14 protein-coding genes are annotated in these 17,187 nt (G+C 54.3%); 13 read left to right on the top strand and 1 reads right to left on the bottom strand.

Annotated elements, in window-relative coordinates; translation table 11 throughout:
• The first annotated feature begins 32 nt into the window (after window positions 1-32).
• The 9 genes from DBR44_RS13095 (at window position 33) to glmS (ending at window position 9,644) form a co-directional block, all read left to right on the top strand.
• Window positions 33-503, top strand: a complete 471-nt coding sequence (locus DBR44_RS13095) for a F0F1 ATP synthase subunit B (protein ID WP_103523580.1) — start codon at window positions 33-35, stop codon at window positions 501-503.
• 7 nt (window positions 504-510) lie between these two features.
• A complete protein-coding gene (locus DBR44_RS13100) occupies window positions 511-1,047 on the top strand; it encodes a F0F1 ATP synthase subunit delta (RefSeq protein ID WP_124644483.1) in 537 nt (178 codons plus the stop codon).
• A gap of 8 nt (window positions 1,048-1,055) precedes the next feature.
• Entirely contained in the window at window positions 1,056-2,600 is a 1,545-nt protein-coding gene (gene atpA / locus DBR44_RS13105) for a F0F1 ATP synthase subunit alpha (RefSeq protein ID WP_124644484.1), read from the top strand.
• 39 nt (window positions 2,601-2,639) lie between these two features.
• Window positions 2,640-3,506, top strand: a complete 867-nt coding sequence (gene atpG, locus DBR44_RS13110; protein ID WP_124644485.1) for a F0F1 ATP synthase subunit gamma — start codon at window positions 2,640-2,642, stop codon at window positions 3,504-3,506.
• A 42-nt stretch (window positions 3,507-3,548) separates the two neighbouring features.
• Window positions 3,549-4,943, top strand: coding sequence for a F0F1 ATP synthase subunit beta (gene atpD, locus DBR44_RS13115; protein WP_124644486.1), 1,395 nt, complete (start codon window positions 3,549-3,551; stop codon window positions 4,941-4,943).
• A 15-nt stretch (window positions 4,944-4,958) separates the two neighbouring features.
• Entirely contained in the window at window positions 4,959-5,381 is a 423-nt protein-coding gene (locus DBR44_RS13120) for a F0F1 ATP synthase subunit epsilon (protein WP_059285294.1), read from the top strand.
• Window positions 5,382-5,463: 82 nt separating this feature from the next.
• Window positions 5,464-6,828: a bifunctional UDP-N-acetylglucosamine diphosphorylase/glucosamine-1-phosphate N-acetyltransferase GlmU gene (gene glmU / locus DBR44_RS13125; protein ID WP_124644487.1), complete on the top strand. Its 1,365-nt coding sequence runs from the start codon at window positions 5,464-5,466 to the stop codon at window positions 6,826-6,828.
• A gap of 195 nt (window positions 6,829-7,023) precedes the next feature.
• Window positions 7,024-7,815 carry a DeoR/GlpR family DNA-binding transcription regulator gene (locus tag DBR44_RS13130; protein WP_124644488.1) on the top strand — a complete coding sequence of 264 codons (792 nt, stop codon included), beginning with the start codon at window positions 7,024-7,026 and terminating at the stop codon, window positions 7,813-7,815.
• Complete coding sequence (glmS, locus tag DBR44_RS13135) at window positions 7,815-9,644, top strand: glutamine--fructose-6-phosphate transaminase (isomerizing) (RefSeq protein ID WP_124644489.1); 1,830 nt, start codon at window positions 7,815-7,817, stop codon at window positions 9,642-9,644. Before DBR44_RS13130 ends, glmS begins: the two co-directional genes overlap by 1 nt.
• A gap of 572 nt (window positions 9,645-10,216) precedes the next feature.
• Here glmS and DBR44_RS13140 read toward each other — a convergent pair.
• Window positions 10,217-10,735 (bottom strand): DUF6471 domain-containing protein, encoded by a 519-nt coding sequence (locus DBR44_RS13140; protein WP_124644490.1) that lies wholly within the window; start codon window positions 10,733-10,735, stop codon window positions 10,217-10,219.
• A gap of 974 nt (window positions 10,736-11,709) precedes the next feature.
• On the opposite strand from DBR44_RS13140, the gene DBR44_RS13145 reads away from it, so the two are divergent.
• From DBR44_RS13145 to DBR44_RS13160, 4 genes are read left to right on the top strand one after another with little or no spacing between them, the layout of a single operon-like run.
• Entirely contained in the window at window positions 11,710-12,978 is a 1,269-nt protein-coding gene (locus tag DBR44_RS13145) for a hypothetical protein (protein ID WP_233578546.1), read from the top strand.
• Entirely contained in the window at window positions 12,975-14,717 is a 1,743-nt protein-coding gene (locus tag DBR44_RS13150) for a TnsD family Tn7-like transposition protein (protein ID WP_124644492.1), read from the top strand. The genes DBR44_RS13145 and DBR44_RS13150 overlap by 4 nt, the downstream gene beginning before the upstream one ends.
• A 54-nt stretch (window positions 14,718-14,771) precedes the next feature.
• Window positions 14,772-16,271 carry a TniQ family protein gene (locus DBR44_RS13155; protein WP_233578563.1) on the top strand — a complete coding sequence of 500 codons (1,500 nt, stop codon included), beginning with the start codon at window positions 14,772-14,774 and terminating at the stop codon, window positions 16,269-16,271.
• The gene (locus tag DBR44_RS13160) at window positions 16,238-17,173 is read left to right on the top strand and encodes a TnsA endonuclease N-terminal domain-containing protein (RefSeq protein ID WP_233578548.1); all 936 of its coding nucleotides are present in this window, start codon (window positions 16,238-16,240) and stop codon (window positions 17,171-17,173) included. Before DBR44_RS13155 ends, DBR44_RS13160 begins: the two co-directional genes overlap by 34 nt.
• The last annotated feature ends 14 nt before the right edge of the window (window positions 17,174-17,187 follow it).

Below are 17,187 nucleotides of genomic sequence, written 5' to 3' on the forward strand. Positions count from 1 at the left end.
GTGTAGAAGTCATTCTCTGGAGGAAAACAAGCGTGGAATTTAACGTAACACTACTGGGCCAGGCGATCACGTTCGCCATCCTGGTATGGTTCACCATGAAGTTTGTTTGGCCTCCGCTTACCAATATGATGGAAGAGCGTGCCAAGCGTATTGCAGACGGCTTGGCCGCTGCAGAACGTGGCAAGCAAGATCTGGAAGCCGCTGAAAAGCGCGTTGCGGACGAAGTTCGCAAGGCCAAGCAGCAAGCAATGGAAATCATTGCTTCTGCCGAGAAGCGTGCTACCCAGATCGTGGACGAAGCCAAAGACAATGCCAGCACTGAAGGTGCCCGTATTGTGGCTGACGCCAAAGGTCAGATCGATCAGGAAGTGATGCGTGCCAAGGAAGCCCTGCGTGAGCATGTGGCCCAGCTGGCCGTAGTCGGCGCAGAGAAGATCCTGCGCAAAGAGATCGATGCAGCCAAGCACGCCGACCTGCTTTCCTCCATCAAAGCGGAGTTTTAATTAACTCATGGCAGAACTCATTACCGTCGCAAGGCCCTACGCCGAAGCGGTATACAGCCTCGCCACCGAAACGCGTACGCTGGACCAGTGGTCCGATGCGCTTGCGTGGCTGGCTGCCATGGTGAACAACCCGGATATGGTCGAAGTTGTCACCGATCCGAAACATACCGCAAAAGAGGTTGAGGCGCTGATGCTGGATGTCCTCGGCGAGCGTGCCAATGAAAGCGTGAAAAACTTTCTGGTCGCCCTGATCGAGAACCACCGCCTGATGCTGCTGCCGCATATCGCCAGTCAGTTCGAACTGTACAAGGCCGAAGCGGAAAACATCGTTGATGCGCAAGTTGAAACGGCGTTCCCGCTGACCGAAGAACAGAAAGCCGAACTCACCAGCACGCTTTCCAAGAAATACGGCAAAACCGTACGTCTTGATGTGCGTGACAATGCCGATCTGATCGGTGGTGTGCGCGTACTGGTAGGTGACGATGTCATCGACAGTTCCGTGCGCGGCAAGCTGCAAGCGATGGCGGCAAGCCTCAAGAATTAGGAGAGATCATGCAGTTGAACCCCTCTGAAATCAGCGATCTGATCAAGGCCAAGATTCAGAACCTGGCTGAAGGCGCTGAAGTCCGTACCAAGGGTACGGTCATTTCCGTGACCGACGGTATCGTTCGTATCCACGGTCTGGCAGACGTGATGCAGGGCGAAATGCTCGAGTTCCCGGGCAATACCTACGGCCTCGCCATGAACCTGGAGCGCGACTTTGTCGGCGCCGTGATTCTGGGCGAGTACGAACACATTTCCGAAGGCGACGAAGTCAAGTGTACCGGTCGCATTCTGGAAGTGCCGGTAGGTCCGGAACTGGTGGGCCGTGTTGTCAATGCTCTGGGTCAGCCGATCGACGGCAAGGGTCCGGTTAACGCCAAGCTGTCCAGCCCGATCGAAAAGATCGCGCCGGGTGTGATTGCGCGTCAATCCGTATCCCAGCCGATGCAGACCGGCCTGAAAGCCATTGACTCCATGGTTCCGGTTGGCCGTGGTCAGCGTGAGCTGATCATTGGTGACCGCCAGACCGGCAAGACTGCCGTTGCTCTGGACGCCATCATCAATCAAAAGGGCACGGGCGTTGTTTGTATCTACGTAGCCGTAGGTCAAAAAGCCTCGTCCATCGCCAACGTGGTTCGCAAGCTGGAAGAGCACGGTGCACTGGGTCACACCATCATCGTTGCCGCTACCGCTTCCGAAGCTGCTGCGCTGCAATTCATTGCACCGTACTCCGGCTGCTCCATGGGCGAATACTTCCGCGACCGCGGCGAAGATGCACTGATCGTATACGATGACTTGTCCAAGCAAGCCGTTGCCTATCGTCAGATCTCCCTGCTGCTGCGTCGTCCGCCGGGCCGTGAAGCCTATCCTGGCGACGTGTTCTACCTCCACTCCCGTCTGCTGGAACGTGCTTCCCGCATCAACGAGGACGAAGTAGAAAAACTGACCAAGGGCGAAGTGAAGGGCAAGACCGGTTCGCTGACCGCACTGCCTATCATCGAAACCCAGGCTGGTGACGTTTCCGCCTTCGTTCCGACCAACGTGATTTCCATCACTGACGGCCAGATCTTCCTGGAATCCGACCTCTTCAACGCAGGTATCCGTCCGGCCATCAACGCCGGTATCTCGGTATCGCGCGTGGGTGGTGCGGCCCAGACCAAGGTCATCAAAAAGCTGGGTGGTGGTATTCGTCTGGCCCTGGCCCAGTATCGTGAACTGGCTGCGTTCTCGCAGTTCGCTTCCGACCTGGACGAAGCAACCCGCAAGCAGCTGCAACACGGTGAAGTGGTTACCGAACTGATGAAGCAGAAGCAGTTCGTGCCGCTGGCCACCGCTGAAATGGCGCTGACCCTGTGGGCTGTGAACAAGGGCAGCTACGAAGACGTTCCGGTGAAGAAGGCCCTGGCATTCGAAGCTGAGTTCCTCGCCTACGTGCGTGCGAACCACAGCGATGTACTGGCAGCCGTTAACGCTTCGGGCGATCTGTCCGGCGACAACGAGAAGCTACTGGCCAAGGCGATGGAATCGTTCAAGGCTGGCTACAGCTTCAACTGAGCCTTTCGACTCACGTCGTAGCTAAAGAAAGGTTCAGGAATGGCAGTCGGTAAAGAGATTCTCACCAAGATCCGAAGCGTGCAAAACACGCAGAAGATCACTCGCGCGATGCAAATGGTGTCAACCTCCAAGATGCGCAAAACGCAAGAGCGTATGCGCGCTGCCCGTCCTTATGCTGAGAAGGTGCGCACGGTTATGGCGCACCTTGCTCAGGCAAACGCGGATCTTGGTCATCCACTGCTTGCACGCCGTGACGTTGTCAAGCGCGCTGGTATCATCCTGGTTTCCTCTGACAAGGGCCTGTGTGGCGGCCTGAACGTGAACTCGTTCAAGCGCTTCTATGCCAAGGTCAAGGAACTGCAGGATCAAAACGTCGAAATCGACGTGTGCTGCCTGGGTCAAAAGGCCCTGGCTGCAACCCAGCGTGCTCGTCTCAATGTCGTGGCTAGCGCCGTCCAGCTCGGTGATATTCCGAAGATGGACAAACTAATTGGCCCGCTTACAGTGCTGTTCAAGCAGTACGCTGAAGGCGAACTGGACGCGGTTTACATCGTCTATTCCGGTTTCATCAACACGATGAAACAGGAACCGACAATCGAACAGCTCCTGCCGTTGACTCCGCATCACATGGTGGTGGAGCACTCGCATTCGTGGGATTACCTCTACGAACCGGATGCCCCGAGCCTGATGGAGTTCTTGGTCAAGCGTTACCTGGAGTCGGTGGTGTATCAGGCTCTGGCCGAAAATATGGCTTCCGAACAGGCAGCGCGTATGGTGGCCATGAAAGCCGCAACCGACAACGCGGGTAATACGATCAAGCAGCTGCGCCTTGTGTACAACAAGGCCCGTCAAGCGGCGATTACCACTGAGCTGTCTGAGATTGTGGCTGGTGCCGCAGCGGTGTAAGCCGTACACAGACTGTAAAAGTTAAATGTTTAGGAACCGATAATGAGCCAAGGCAAAATCGTACAAATCATTGGTGCGGTGATCGACGTGGAATTCCCGCGCGACGCCATGCCGAAGGTTTATGATGCCCTGAAGCTGGTTGACGCTGACCTGACGCTCGAAGTCCAGCAACAGCTGGGCGACGGCGTGGTCCGTACCATTGCGATGGGTAGCTCGGACGGCCTGAAGCGTGGCATGGCTGTTGCCAACACCGGCGCACCGATTTCGGTGCCGGTGGGTAACGCCACCCTGGGTCGTATCATGGATGTACTGGGTAATCCGGTTGATGAAGCTGGTCCGGTGGCTACCGACGCACGTCGCGCCATTCACCAGTCTGCTCCGAAGTTCGACGAGCTGTCTTCCGCTACCGACCTGTTGGAAACTGGCATCAAGGTGATTGACCTGCTGTGCCCGTTCGCCAAGGGCGGTAAGGTTGGTCTGTTCGGCGGTGCCGGTGTAGGCAAGACCGTGAACATGATGGAACTGATCAACAACATCGCGAAGGCCCACTCCGGTCTGTCCGTGTTCGCTGGTGTAGGTGAGCGTACCCGTGAAGGTAACGACTTCTACCACGAAATGAAGGACTCCAACGTACTGGACAAGGTAGCGATGGTGTATGGCCAGATGAACGAGCCGCCGGGTAACCGTCTGCGCGTTGCTCTGACCGGTCTGACCATGGCCGAGCACTTCCGTGACGAGAAGGACGAGTCTGGCAAGGGCCGTGACGTACTGTTGTTCGTTGACAACATCTACCGTTACACCCTGGCCGGTACCGAAGTATCCGCACTGCTGGGCCGTATGCCTTCCGCCGTGGGTTACCAGCCGACTCTGGCCGAAGAAATGGGCCGTCTGCAAGAACGTATTACCTCGACCAAGGATGGTTCCATTACCTCCATCCAGGCCGTATACGTCCCTGCGGATGACTTGACCGACCCGTCCCCGGCAACCACCTTTGCCCACTTGGACGCTACCGTGGTTCTGTCGCGTGACATCGCTGCCCTGGGTATCTACCCGGCCGTTGACCCGCTGGACTCCACTTCGCGCCAGCTGGACCCGCTGGTGGTTGGTGACGAGCACTACTCCGTAGCCCGTGGCGTGCAATCCACGCTGCAGCGCTACAAGGAACTGCGCGACATCATCGCCATTCTGGGTATGGACGAACTGTCCGAGGAAGACAAACTGGTCGTGGCACGCGCGCGTAAGATCCAGCGTTTCCTGTCCCAGCCCTTCCACGTGGCCGAAGTATTTACCGGTTCCCCGGGCAAATACGTCTCCCTGCGCGACACCATCAAGGGCTTCAAGGCGATTCTCGCTGGCGAATACGACCACCTGCCGGAACAAGCGTTCTACATGGTTGGCTCTATTGAAGAAGCCGCTGAGAAAGCCAAGACCCTTTAATTAAGGAGAGGGCTTATGTCCAAGATGCATGTGGAAGTGGTGAGCACCGAACAACTCATCTACTCTGGCGAAGCCGAGTTTCTGGTCGCTCCGGCGCTGGAAGGTGAGATCGGTGTCTATCCGCGACACGTGCCGCTCCTGACCCGTATCAAACCCGGTGTACTGCGCATGACAGTACCCGGCAGCAAGGAAGAAGTGTTGGTGGCTGTCTCCGGCGGCATGCTGGAAGTACAGCCCACCCACATCACCGTACTGGCTGATACGGCGATCCGCGGCGAGGATCTCGACGAAGCTCGCGCCAATGAGGCCAAGCGCGCCGCAGAGGAATCTCTGCAGCACGCTACCGATGACCTGAGCACGGCAAAGGCGCACGCTGCCCTGGCAGTAGCCATTGCCCAGCTCAAGGCACTGGATTACCTCAAGAAGCGTGTGCACTAAAAGCGCGAGAACGAATCGTGTATAGTTGCAGGCTGCCACTTATGTGGCAGCCTTTTTCATTTCTGGTCAGCAAAGAGTTCGCATGGATAGCCTCAGTATTGTCATTCTGGCGGCAGGCAAGGGTACCCGCATGTACTCCGCCAAACCCAAGGTTTTGCACCCCATCGGCGGTGCGCCAATGCTGGCGCGCGTCATTGCCACCGCTCGCACGCTCAAGCCGACGCGGCTGGTGGTGGTGTACGGATTTGGCGGCGAGCAGGTGCGCCAGGTCATCAAGGACGAAGACATCATCTGGGCTGAACAGGCCGAGCAACTGGGGACGGGTCACGCGCTGAAAATGGCGCTGTCGGCCTTGCCGCAGGATGGTAAGACCCTGGTGCTGTACGGCGATGTTCCGCTCACCCGCAGCGAAACGCTGCAGCAGCTGATTGCCGCTGCTGGTGATGGCATGGCGGTGCTGACCGATATTCTGGACGATGCCACTGGCTATGGCCGCATGCTGCGCGATGCCGATGGCAAGCTCAAGGCCATTGTCGAGCACAAGGATTGCACGCCGGAGCAGCTGGCCATCCGTGAAATCAATACCGGCATGATGGTGCTGCCCAACCGTCATCTGGGCGACTGGCTGCATGCCTTGCGCAATGGCAATGCCCAGGGCGAATACTATCTGACCGACGTGCTGGAACTGGCCGTTGCGGCTGGCATCAGTGTGGAAAGCGCCAGCGTGTCGGCCTCCTGGGAAGCCGCTGGGGTCAACAACAAGCTGCAACTGGCCGAACTGGAGCGCATCCTGCAACAAAACCAGGCGCGTGCACTGCTGACTGCCGGTGTCACGCTGGCCGACCCGGGCCGCATCGATATTCGTGGCACCCTGCAACACGGCCGTGATGTCAGCATTGACGTCAATTGCGTGTTCGAAGGTGTGGTGGAACTGGGCGACAATGTCGAAATCGGTGCCAACTGCATCCTGAAGAATGTCAGCGTCGCCGCCGGTAGCCGCATTGCCGCGTTTTCCCATCTGGAAGATGCTGTGGTCGGAGCGGATTGCCGCCTCGGTCCCTATGCTCGCCTGCGCCCTGGTGCCGTGCTGGCCGACGAAGTGCACATCGGCAATTTCGTCGAAGTGAAAAAGAGCAGCATTGGTTTGGGTTCCAAGGTCAATCACCTCACCTATATCGGTGATGCCGAAATCGGCAGCAAGGTGAACGTGGGTGCCGGCTCGGTGACTTGCAATTACGATGGCGTGAACAAGTTCAAGACCGTGATTGGCGACAATGTGTTTGTCGGCTCCGGCACGCTGATGGTGGCCCCGGTTACCCTGGAAAGCGGCGCAACAGTCGGTGCCGGCTCGGTGATCAGCCGCACCGCCCCGGCCGATGCCCTGACCGTGGCCCGTGCACGGCAGGTGACGATTGCCGGCTGGAAGCGACCGCAGAAAAAGAGCTGAAGCTACTTAGCGCCAGCCTCCGATGCCCGGTGTGTTTCCTGTATGGAAGCCACCGGGTTTTTGCTGGATGTTATCTTTCAATGTTGTCGTTTTTCTTTCGTTTCGAAAGAAAATTGCTTGATTTGTTGTTTTGTTTCATTGCCAAGGTTTTTCCGCCTTGCTATCATCGGCAAACTTTCGAAACGAAATGATGGCATGACCAAACGAAACACTCAGCAGCGCCGCCATGCCATTGCCACTCTGGTGCAAGAACAGGGCGAGGTGAGCGTGGACGAGCTGACCCGCCGCTTTGCCACCTCTGAAGTCACCATCCGCAAGGATCTGGCCCTGCTGGAAACCGGTGGCCTGCTGCTGCGCCGCTATGGTGGTGCGGTGTCCCTGCCCAGCGAAATGATGGCCGAGCCGGATGCCGGCCAGCTGTCCGACCGCAAGCTGGATATCGCCCGTGCCGCTGCCGAGCGCATTCGCGACCATAACCGCATCATCATCGATAGCGGTACCACCACCAGCGGCATGATTCCCTTGCTGGGTAACAAGCGCGGCCTGGTGGTGATGACCAATTCGCTCAATGTGGCCGCTGCGCTACGCGAGCTGGAAAACGAACCCACCCTGCTGATGACCGGTGGCACCTGGGACCCGCACTCCGAATCGTTTCAGGGGCAGGTGGCCGAGCAGGTGCTGCGCTCCTACGATTTCGACCAGCTATTTGTCGGTGCCGACGGCATCGATCTGGAACGCGGCACCACCACCTTCAACGAGCTGGTGGGGCTGTCGCGGGTCATGGCTGAAGTGGCGCGCGAAGTCATCGTCATGGTGGAGTCGGACAAGATAGGCCGCCGCATTCCCAACCTGGAATTGCCGTGGCACAACATTCACACCCTGATTACCGACGAGGCCCTGCCCGCCGCATCAGCGGACATGATCAAAGCGAAGGGCATCACGCTGATTTGCGCGCCCTCGAACAGTGACAGTGCAAGGAGAAAATAATGTGTGGCATCGTCGGCGCCATTGCGGCGCGCAATGTGGTTTCCATCCTGGTAGACGGCCTGAAGCGACTGGAATATCGCGGTTATGACTCCGCCGGCATCGCCGTGCATACCGGCACGGCCATCAGCCGGGTGCGCCGTGTTGGCCGCGTGGCCGAAATGGAAGCCGCCGCTGCCGCCGAAAACCTGCAGGGCACGCTGGGCATTGGCCACACCCGCTGGGCCACCCATGGCGGCGTGACCGAACCCAATGCCCACCCGCATGTCTCGCACGACAGCATTGCCGTGGTGCACAACGGCATCATTGAAAACCACGAACAGCAGCGCGAAGCCCTCAAGGCCCTGGGCTATGTGTTCGAATCGCAAACCGATACTGAAGTCATCGCCCATCTGGTACACCATCATTACCAGAAGGGTGTCAGCCTGTTCGATGCCGTCAAGCAGGCCACCCGCCAGCTGAGCGGCGCTTACGCCATCGGCGTCATCGCGCTGGACCGTCCGGACGAGCTGGTATGCGCCCGCATGGGCTGCCCGCTGCTGGTGGGACTGGGCGAGGGCGAGCACTTCATTGCCTCCGACGTCTCTGCCATCCTGTCTGCCACGCGCCGTGTCATCTTCCTGGAAGAAGGCGATATCGGCCTGCTTACCCGCGACAGCGTATTGCTGCATGACAAGAACGACCAGCTCATCGAGCGCGCCGTGCATGTGTCTGATGTTTCGCTGGCTTCGCTGGAACTGGGCCCGTACAGCCATTTCATGCAAAAGGAAATCCACGAGCAGCCCAAGGCCCTGTCCGACACCATCGAAGCGGTGCTGGAAAACGGCTTTGTCGCCGAGCTGTTTGGTGCGCGTGCCAGCGAACTGCTGCCGCAAGTCGAGGGCGTCAAGATTCTGGCCTGCGGTACCAGCTTCTACGCCGGCCTGACGGCCAAGTACTGGATTGAAAGCATTGCCGGCATCAGCTGCGATGTGGAAATCGCTAGCGAATACCGCTACCGTGATGCCTTTGCCAACCCCAAGCATCTGGTGGTTACCATCTCCCAGTCCGGTGAAACGCTGGACACCATGGAAGCGCTGAAATACGCCAAGGAGCTGGGCCACAGCATGGCCCTGTCCATCTGCAATGTGCGCGAATCCGCCATTCCGCGCGCCAGCGAACTGGTGTTCTACACCCGAGCCGGCGCAGAAATCGGCGTCGCCTCCACCAAGGCCTTCACCACCCAGCTGGTGGGTCTGTTCGCCCTGGCCGTTACCCTGGGCAAGCAGCGTGGCCGGGTGGATGCCGCTGCCGAACACGGCTATCAGGAAGCCCTGCGTCAGCTGCCGGGCTCGGTGCAGCACGCACTGAATCTGGAACCGCAAATCAAGGCCTGGTCCGACAAGTTTGCCGGCAAGCAGAACGCGCTGTTCCTGGGCCGTGGCCTGCACTACCCGATTGCCCTGGAAGGCGCGCTCAAGCTCAAGGAAATCTCCTACATCCACGCCGAAGCCTACCCGGCAGGCGAGCTGAAGCATGGCCCGCTGGCGCTGGTGGACGAAAGCATGCCGGTGGTGGTGATCGCTCCTAATGACGCCCTGCTGGAAAAGGTGAAGTCAAACATGCAGGAAGTGCGCGCCCGTGGCGGCGAGCTGTTTGTGTTTGCCGATCTGGACAGCCACTTCAGCGAGTCCGACGGCGTGCATGTCATCCGCACTCCACGCCATGTCGGCGTGCTGTCCGCCATCGTCCACACCATTCCGGTACAGATGCTGGCCTACCACGTCGCCCTGGCCCGCGGCACGGACGTCGACAAACCACGCAACCTGGCTAAGAGTGTGACGGTTGAGTAAGCAGGCGTGTGATGACTTGACTACGTTTGTAGGCGGTAAATAGAAGCGTTGGTTTTGCGTTTCATAGAAGCGTGGGTTTTCGTAGCCTCAGTTGTCCGGAAACCCGCGCCAGCATTGCTTCCCAACGTATTTATTTGTCGCGACATTTTTCAGCTAGAATTGCACAAGAACAACCTCCCCCCATTCTTTTTAGAATTCGCCCTGGGCGCCACCGCCTAACCTCCTCTTGCTGCCGTAGCGTTGCCTACTCAGTACGGTGGTATTCACGTCTTCGGTATTACTCACAAGCGGATTTTATGAGTAGCACATCTAGTGGGGTATATCCGTATAGCTTAAAACCCACGCCTTCGGTTGTGCAGGGAGATGGCCATCTGGGCTCCTCCGTCTTGGGCGTCTTGGATGATGTGTGGTCTGCAGCCTGCGATGGGGGTATAGCTGGTAAGGCTGTTGACTGACGTTGGTAATGGGTTCTGTAGGGGTAGTAGCTTTCTGTAAAAATGTAAGTTAATACATACTTTTTCGTCGAGGAGCGAGTGACGAAGTTGGGGGCATGGCAATGATGCTTGGTTTGTTTAGTCGCCGCTTGCAGGTGTGGATGCTGCGGCCGAAACCAAGTCTCGGTATTCAATAAAGGCGTCCAAACTTCTGCTGCGCAGGATAACGAGGCATCGTAGGAAGTCGGGTAGGAATAGATTTCCAGACGTTACGTGAGCGGCGAGGGTCTTCTGTGTGAAGCTGGCGCCAAGCGTGGTTAGCCGAGCGACAAGCTCATCGATGCTCACCGGTGGGATTTGACGGATTTCGCTAAGAATGACAGCTTTAGCACGCTCTTCCCAAGGGGTTGCAACATCAAATGCTGTTTGCCAAAGCATAGGCGGCTCGGCATCAATCACATGAAGAATCTGCAGGAATAACTCCAAACGTACCCTTCCGAGCGCGACACGAGACGCCAGCGCTTTTTCGTCTTCGTGCATGCCAAATGTAGTAGCTAACCGTCTGGCGAGCTCGGCATAGCCCACATCTTTTCGCATGAGGGCAACGCGAACGACACGGGCAGCCAGGCTTGCCCAAGGAGCAATTTTTTCGCTCACAAATTTCCTTGTGTTCTCGAAATTTACGTCTATTGTTTACGCTGTAAATACCTATATTTTATAGGAGAGCTCTCGCCGTCAGGAATGGGCAAGGACCCTGCTATCAGCGTTGAAGTAGCTCAATTGTAGGAAGGTCGGCTGTTTCTGCCAATTGTTGGTGTGATGGCTTGCATGTGGGCTAAGAAGGGAGCTTATGGCGCAACAGAGTGAGCAAAGAGATGGCTTGGCGGTTTGGAAGCTGAGTTAAGCGAGGGTATTGCAACAGGCTGGTTGTGTGCGTGCGCACAGAACTGCTGTGCGAGCGCGGGCCCTTGCTTTGGGGAGGGTGTGCGCAGTAGAATGCGAATTCTTTTGCTTTATGCGTAGGCAAAAAACCGACATTTAACCATAATATACCGTAAATTGGTTTTTTGTCAACTGCCCCGTTACACCATTTTTCAATCACAGTGGGCTGGAGCACAAGCATGTAAACGCTAATTCGATAGCAGCACCAACAATCTGTGCACCACAAATGAAAATGGAGGGTTTCTGGTTGCCGCCAGAAATCCCTCCACTGAGTTTGTTTTAGTGGCAAGCCAAACTTGAAGCCGCCCAAACTCCCAATTCAGACGGGATGGTTTCATGCATGGCGTGCTCTGTCAACCCCTGCGGCCAATTTTTTGGCTGCAGGGGGGCGAAGCTATGGATGCAATCAATGGAAATGACTATCCGCGTCAAGGATGGCGGCCGCCTATACTCCCGCCGCCCAGACTCTTTTATCGTAAGTTGCCCGTCCAGGGACCACACCTACTGTCCGTTGCCTCATCGTTTTTCCCGGTGCGGCTTGTATGCGTTCTGGTTCGAAGCTGCCTTGATAGGTGGCCACCATGCATAACTCACTGGTCACCACGGCTTCCCGTGCCCCGCAAGTGATGCCGCGGGAAGTTGTCTTGAGTTCCACTTCAGTTGCAGTGAGCGACCTATTGAGCCCCCGCATGGCCGAAATCATGCGGGTACTGTCGGCCACAGAGTTGCGCAATAAGATGCGGTGGCCGGCTGTGCCTCATGCAGCAGAACTGCGAGAGGCCGACCCCGAGACCAAAATCCAAGCCCTCTCCAGTTTCAGCGGGGCCTATCTCCCGCTAACGGAGACACTGACGTTTATTTCGCAGGTTCTAGCCAAAATTCGTGAGGTATACCGCGCCAAGCAGTTTGGTTGTGAGGAATTTCGGCGTTATTTCCACGCAACCGCGGAGGTTCTGCATGGAGAGAGATTGCGACCACTGCCAGCATGTCTCAGCTCTATCACCGACACAGGATTCTGGCTGACAGGACCCTCATTAATGGGGCGAACTGCGGCTTTGCGGCGGTTGGTTGAAATCTTGGGAAGGCCATTTTTGGTCGAGGGAGAGCATCCTGCCCCGCGATGTATGTGGGTGATACCGGTTCTCTACCTAACCTACCCGACCTGCGGAACGCTCCAGGGGATGCTTAGGGATATGCGTGAGCGCGTTCTGTCTGTGATTGGAGGGTACGACACCGATATCAATGCACTGTCCGATATAGAGGGTTGGCGTGGCCAGAATGTGGCGATTGCAATCTGCACCCTGCTGAATGTCGGCCTGGTTGTCCTTGATGGTGGTGGGTTTGCAAACGTCAATGGGCATACAGCGGCCATCTTGCAATTCCTGCTTAAGTTGCGACAGCACACAGGCATCCCAGTGCTCATCTCAGGCACCAGCGCATTCATGTACTGCACAAGCTTTATGGGAACTACGTCCTCTAACCTGGTCAACGGCCCTGGTCTGCATCTCGACCCGATTCCCAAGCCTGTTCCGTTGGTAGATGGCGTGGTCCCGAAAGCCAGAGGTGTCTGGCGGCAAGTAGTTACCTGGTTGTGGCAGGAGGGAGTGCTTCCAGAACATTGTGAGATGCCGGCAGCGCTTCCTGAGTGGGTATATGGCGTGACATTAGGCCGATTTGGTTGGCTGGTTCAGGGGTTTCGGGCACTGCACGTAACGCTTGTGACGACACCTGAGATGCAGCAGCCAGGCAGCCTTACCGAAGACGCCGTGAGGCAAATATTTGAGCGGACGTTACAGCTGCATACCGGTGCCCGAAGTGCCATAGCGAGGACGCAAGAAGTGGTATCTGGTCAAAGCAAGCTGGCTGTCTTGAAGAATCTCGACCACCTTCCTGCTGCGCTTTTTGAAAAGCCTCAGGTGTACGAGTGGTTGGACGAAGCAATCTTGAGTCGGATATGACCGCAATGAATCGAAACATTTTGGTAGCGCCGCACTTCCCTGACGGAGAGATTGTGAACGCCTTCCTCACTCGCATACTGAGTTATGGCGGCGTGCACTCTTTGTCTCTGGCATGCCGCCAGCTTCTCAATAGACGCCCCAGTCTTGATGGAATGCCGAATTACCTTGGTTTGTTCCATCAAGAGCTCGGCTATCTTTATGGCGATATCGATACGCTCATCGATAAGCATACCGAATTCAACTTCATTTGCTGCGGCCTACCCAAGGCGAAGTTTTCTGTTCAGCGGGCTAGGTTGATTGATATGTATAAGGGGCCTGTTCGGCTCTGCCGACTTCCTTTGCTTTTTAGCGTCAGTGAACAGAGTTATTTGCAATGTTCTGAATGTGAAGAGCAGCAAAAAAGAGAGTATGGATTCTCATTCATCCATCGGCGCATGGGTGTGCCATTCGTAAATGTCTGCCCCATTCATGGTGTTCCTTTGCGTACCAGCAAGAGACAGTTGCTACTTTTTGACGCCCACTGCCAGTCAAAGCCAAATAGTTATCAAGTGGCTATGACTATGGAACTCGGGAAACGTATTGAATATTGCATGGAGACGCCTGTGCATTTATCAAGATACGACAAAGATAGTGTTATTAATTTATTCAAATTATCAGGTTGGATAAATCATAACAATCGGTTTCACCTTATGGATTTTACACGGAAGTTCTCGATTTTTTTTGATGGAGCTTTTTCGGATGAGCGTTTAAAAATTCTATGCCAGTCGGAACGCTATATTGAAAATGCGATACGTGCGCTATTGCGTAATGAAAAAAGTATCCACCCAGAATGGTGTGTGTTATTTGCTTGGTTTGCGGAGCAACAGCCATACACCGGTCCAGCCCAGTCCACGGTAGTCATACCCATTGAGGCAGCGCACAGAAGATTGGTAAGTCCAAAGGTAATGCCGTTGCGTGAAGTTGTTGCTGCCGAGCTGGCTAAACATAAGGCCCTGCAGGCAACAGCAATGGCCATGGGAATTAGCGCCTCGCTACTCAACGTGTTGTGCAAACGTTATGAAATTAATGTTAGTTGGCGTCCTAAAACTTTGAAGGAATCTATTGCTAATCTAGTCACGAAAGAGCTAGTGGATGGTAAGTCACCGTCTGAAGTTGCTGCAAAATTCCAAATTTCACTAACAAGTGTGTGCCGCCAACTTGCAATTTTGACAGACGTACCGCTTCCTCGCGAGAAAGCGCTGAGTGCTCGCATAGAGTCTGATAAGGCGGAATGGCTGAATGCAATCCAGACAAATCCTGAAATGTCTCGCAATAGTTTACGGAAGAAATATCCAACATTATGGATGCGATTATATAGAAATGCGCATGACTGGTTTGTGGCCAATCAGCCTACTTTCCAGTTGCCTAATAATGGAGTGCGTGCAAGCCCGCCATGCCAATTACTTTGCAACTTAAATAGCGCGCTCGCTGAAGCAGCTGATGTTTGTACTGCGCCAGATAAAAAGCGCATAAACATGTCCCGCTATCGTTTCCAAGAACTTACACGAGTCCCTATCTATGCTTTGAAGAAGTGTGAGGATAATGGTTTTGTGGAAAAGCGCGAGGAGCAGCAAGATGATTTTGTTCGAGCGCGTCTCAAGCGCCTTGCTGGGCTTGTCGGTAGACCATGTGCTATTGCAAAGAAAGCTGGCCTCCGTGAAGAGACTATTCGTAAAGCATTAAAGAAAAAAACAGATTGATTATTTAAATTTAGGGGATTGCCAGTGGTGCGTAGAAATCCGCAGTTGTTCACCATGCACATGGTGCCTGAAGAAGACGTGACTGGATTTATTGTGCGCCAGTCATTTGAGAGGAGTCAAGGAAAGGTCCTTATACGGCCAAGCACTGTAGCGGATTCTACAAGACGACCAGGATGGGTATTCCCCTCCGGGCTTGGCCACCTTGGGGAGGAATTGCAGGCCAATCTTCCACCTGTTGACGAATTAATTGATGGTCATACTCGATTTCCACTTTATGCAAAATTCTTGACGGAAAAAGATTCAAAAGCATTACGTGAGCATCACAAGGGAATTGCAATTAAGGGGGTGGCTGCTCGTGTTGGTATGACGAATGGTGCTTTCCGAGGAAGGATGACTATGTGCCCAGAGTGCATGGAGCGCGACACCCACCAGAATGGTTATGCCATCTGGCACAGACTTGCCTTGATGCCGGGAATTTGGGCGTGCCCAGTACATAAACGACCACTACTCACGTTCTGTGAGGCCTGTGAAGCTGGTCATCGTCGTGTACGGACGAACTGGCGTCCGATGAGACGCTGTGTATGTGGCGGCCATTTGAGGGTAGTAGCAAGGCTAGATAACAAAACGCAAGAAATGGCCATATCGGTCGCCAGTATGGCCGACCAAATTCTTCGAGGAACGGGTTCTTCAGTGGTGTCCTCGGAGTCTGTCACGCAGGCTCTGCACCATTACTTTGGAAACTGCCAGCGTCTACATAACCGGTTGAATGAAGCGCTATATCAGGCTATTGGACCGGATTATCGCTCATTCCTAGGTATCGGTTTGGATACTTTGAAGCGTCTGGTAGGTTCTTCGGGTCACTATGCTCCTATTCGCAATCCCATTCAAAATCTTGCGGTCATACATGCGGTTTTTGGCGGATTTGATAATTTTTCAGCTGTGCTACGAGCAGGCCAAGAAACGGTTGGTATTCGTTTTTCTAATCCTGAGTCGGATAAAAAAATTCCCGACAAGCGCCGAAAGGATAGGCATCGAACGAAAGAGCAATACATTGAATGGGTTGGTGGTCTTCCATGGGAGCAGCAGGCTAATCTTAGGTTGACATATAGAAAATGGTTACTTGAATTATTGCATGAAAATCCCGCCATTTATAGAGCAGAACTGAAATCTCAACCTGGTAGTAAGGCTGCACTCCGTTATCTGTTAAATGTCGATAAAGTATGGTACGACCGCACTCTACCGTCAAGGGCCAGAAAACGGTGTTATGTAACTCAAGAGCTTATTAATGTGAGAAAAATTGAGCAGCTTACTAGGCATATACAAAAACGATACGAGTTATCTCTTAAAGAAAGGCCCATGCAGCGAATCACTAAAGCTTATCTTCTCTCCAATGTGTCGTGCGAAACCACCACTAACTTGGTGCTTGTGAGCGAAGGTATTCAAATGTCACTTGCTGCTTGCTCAGAAACCTTTGCTGAGTGGAAGAAGCGAGTGAAAGGAAACGACCTGAAGCAGGAAAAATGCTCACGATGGCATACCCAAAACGCAGGTTAATTGCTGATTGTAGTCATCTGCCCTACACCCCGGATGATGCAAAACGTATTCTCCGTACCGGTAAGCTTGACTACGTTGAGAGCTTTCCACGACCAGAAAATGCAACAGGTTTTTATTTGGCGGATTTGGTTGGCAAGCCGATTCTGTCATGGCCTCCTGAATTGCCGAAACATGACCCGCGTGGGCATCCATCAACACCGAAATTTGAAGCTTGGAAAAAAGCACAAGATAGCAAAATTGGTATTGCTGGAAATTATTTTGGCTTTAAAGGTGGAGGGCTTACGCCAAACCATTCTGGACTTGAGGAACGCTGCCTCTATCATTTTGGGATGAATCCATTTGTTGTTGAGGTGCGTGCGCAATATCCAGAATGGGAGCGCGGCATGTATCAGGAATGCAAAGAAATGAATTTGCGTATGCCAAAACGTGGCGTGATAACTATTGATTTTCTCCTGACTTTGAAAATGCCAGGGGGCTCGGGGTTTCACTATCATGCCATTTCAGTGAAACCTTATGAAAAGCTAAAACAGCTATCTGTACAGAAAAGGCATCTACGTGAGGTGGAATTGCTTCATTGGTGGGGTTGTACACACGAAATAATGAATGAGCATTCAATTTCCATCCGTGAGCATATTAATAACAGACGTCTTTTTGAGTATATGAAAATGGTAAATGATGTTTCAGCATATCAGGAGGTTGCATCAAATATGGCGACCATATTGTTGAGTGAGACTAAGTTTGAAATATGCGACCAGAGAGTTAGTGCTGCTGCTGGATATTTAGGATTGGGGAGGGATGCAGGCTATCGGATTTTCGCGATTGCGAATTTCTTAGGCTATCTAACGCTTGACCATGAACATGAAATTTTGCCTGATAAGCCCTTGGTTTTGGTTGGGGACTGACGATTGTAGCTTTT

The organism is Aquitalea sp. FJL05 (assembly GCF_003852595.1).
Taxonomy (GTDB): Bacteria; Pseudomonadota; Gammaproteobacteria; order Burkholderiales; family Chromobacteriaceae; genus Aquitalea; species Aquitalea aquatilis.

What these genes read in the sequence shown, in the direction of transcription:
- DBR44_RS13145 (WP_233578546.1), top strand. Translation starts at nt 11,710, where the DNA reads ATGGCCGAAATCATGCGGGTACTGTCGGCCACAGAGTTGCGCAATAAG.
- atpG (WP_124644485.1), top strand. Translation starts at nt 2,640, where the DNA reads ATGGCAGTCGGTAAAGAGATTCTCACCAAGATCCGAAGCGTGCAAAAC.
- DBR44_RS13160 (WP_233578548.1), top strand. Translation starts at nt 16,238, where the DNA reads ATGCTCACGATGGCATACCCAAAACGCAGGTTAATTGCTGATTGTAGT.
- glmU (WP_124644487.1), top strand. Translation starts at nt 5,464, where the DNA reads ATGGATAGCCTCAGTATTGTCATTCTGGCGGCAGGCAAGGGTACCCGC.
- DBR44_RS13100 (WP_124644483.1), top strand. Translation starts at nt 511, where the DNA reads ATGGCAGAACTCATTACCGTCGCAAGGCCCTACGCCGAAGCGGTATAC.
- DBR44_RS13120 (WP_059285294.1), top strand. Translation starts at nt 4,959, where the DNA reads ATGTCCAAGATGCATGTGGAAGTGGTGAGCACCGAACAACTCATCTAC.
- atpD (WP_124644486.1), top strand. Translation starts at nt 3,549, where the DNA reads ATGAGCCAAGGCAAAATCGTACAAATCATTGGTGCGGTGATCGACGTG.
- DBR44_RS13155 (WP_233578563.1), top strand. Translation starts at nt 14,772, where the DNA reads ATGCACATGGTGCCTGAAGAAGACGTGACTGGATTTATTGTGCGCCAG.
- DBR44_RS13130 (WP_124644488.1), top strand. Translation starts at nt 7,024, where the DNA reads ATGACCAAACGAAACACTCAGCAGCGCCGCCATGCCATTGCCACTCTG.
- glmS (WP_124644489.1), top strand. Translation starts at nt 7,815, where the DNA reads ATGTGTGGCATCGTCGGCGCCATTGCGGCGCGCAATGTGGTTTCCATC.
- atpA (WP_124644484.1), top strand. Translation starts at nt 1,056, where the DNA reads ATGCAGTTGAACCCCTCTGAAATCAGCGATCTGATCAAGGCCAAGATT.
- DBR44_RS13150 (WP_124644492.1), top strand. Translation starts at nt 12,975, where the DNA reads ATGACCGCAATGAATCGAAACATTTTGGTAGCGCCGCACTTCCCTGAC.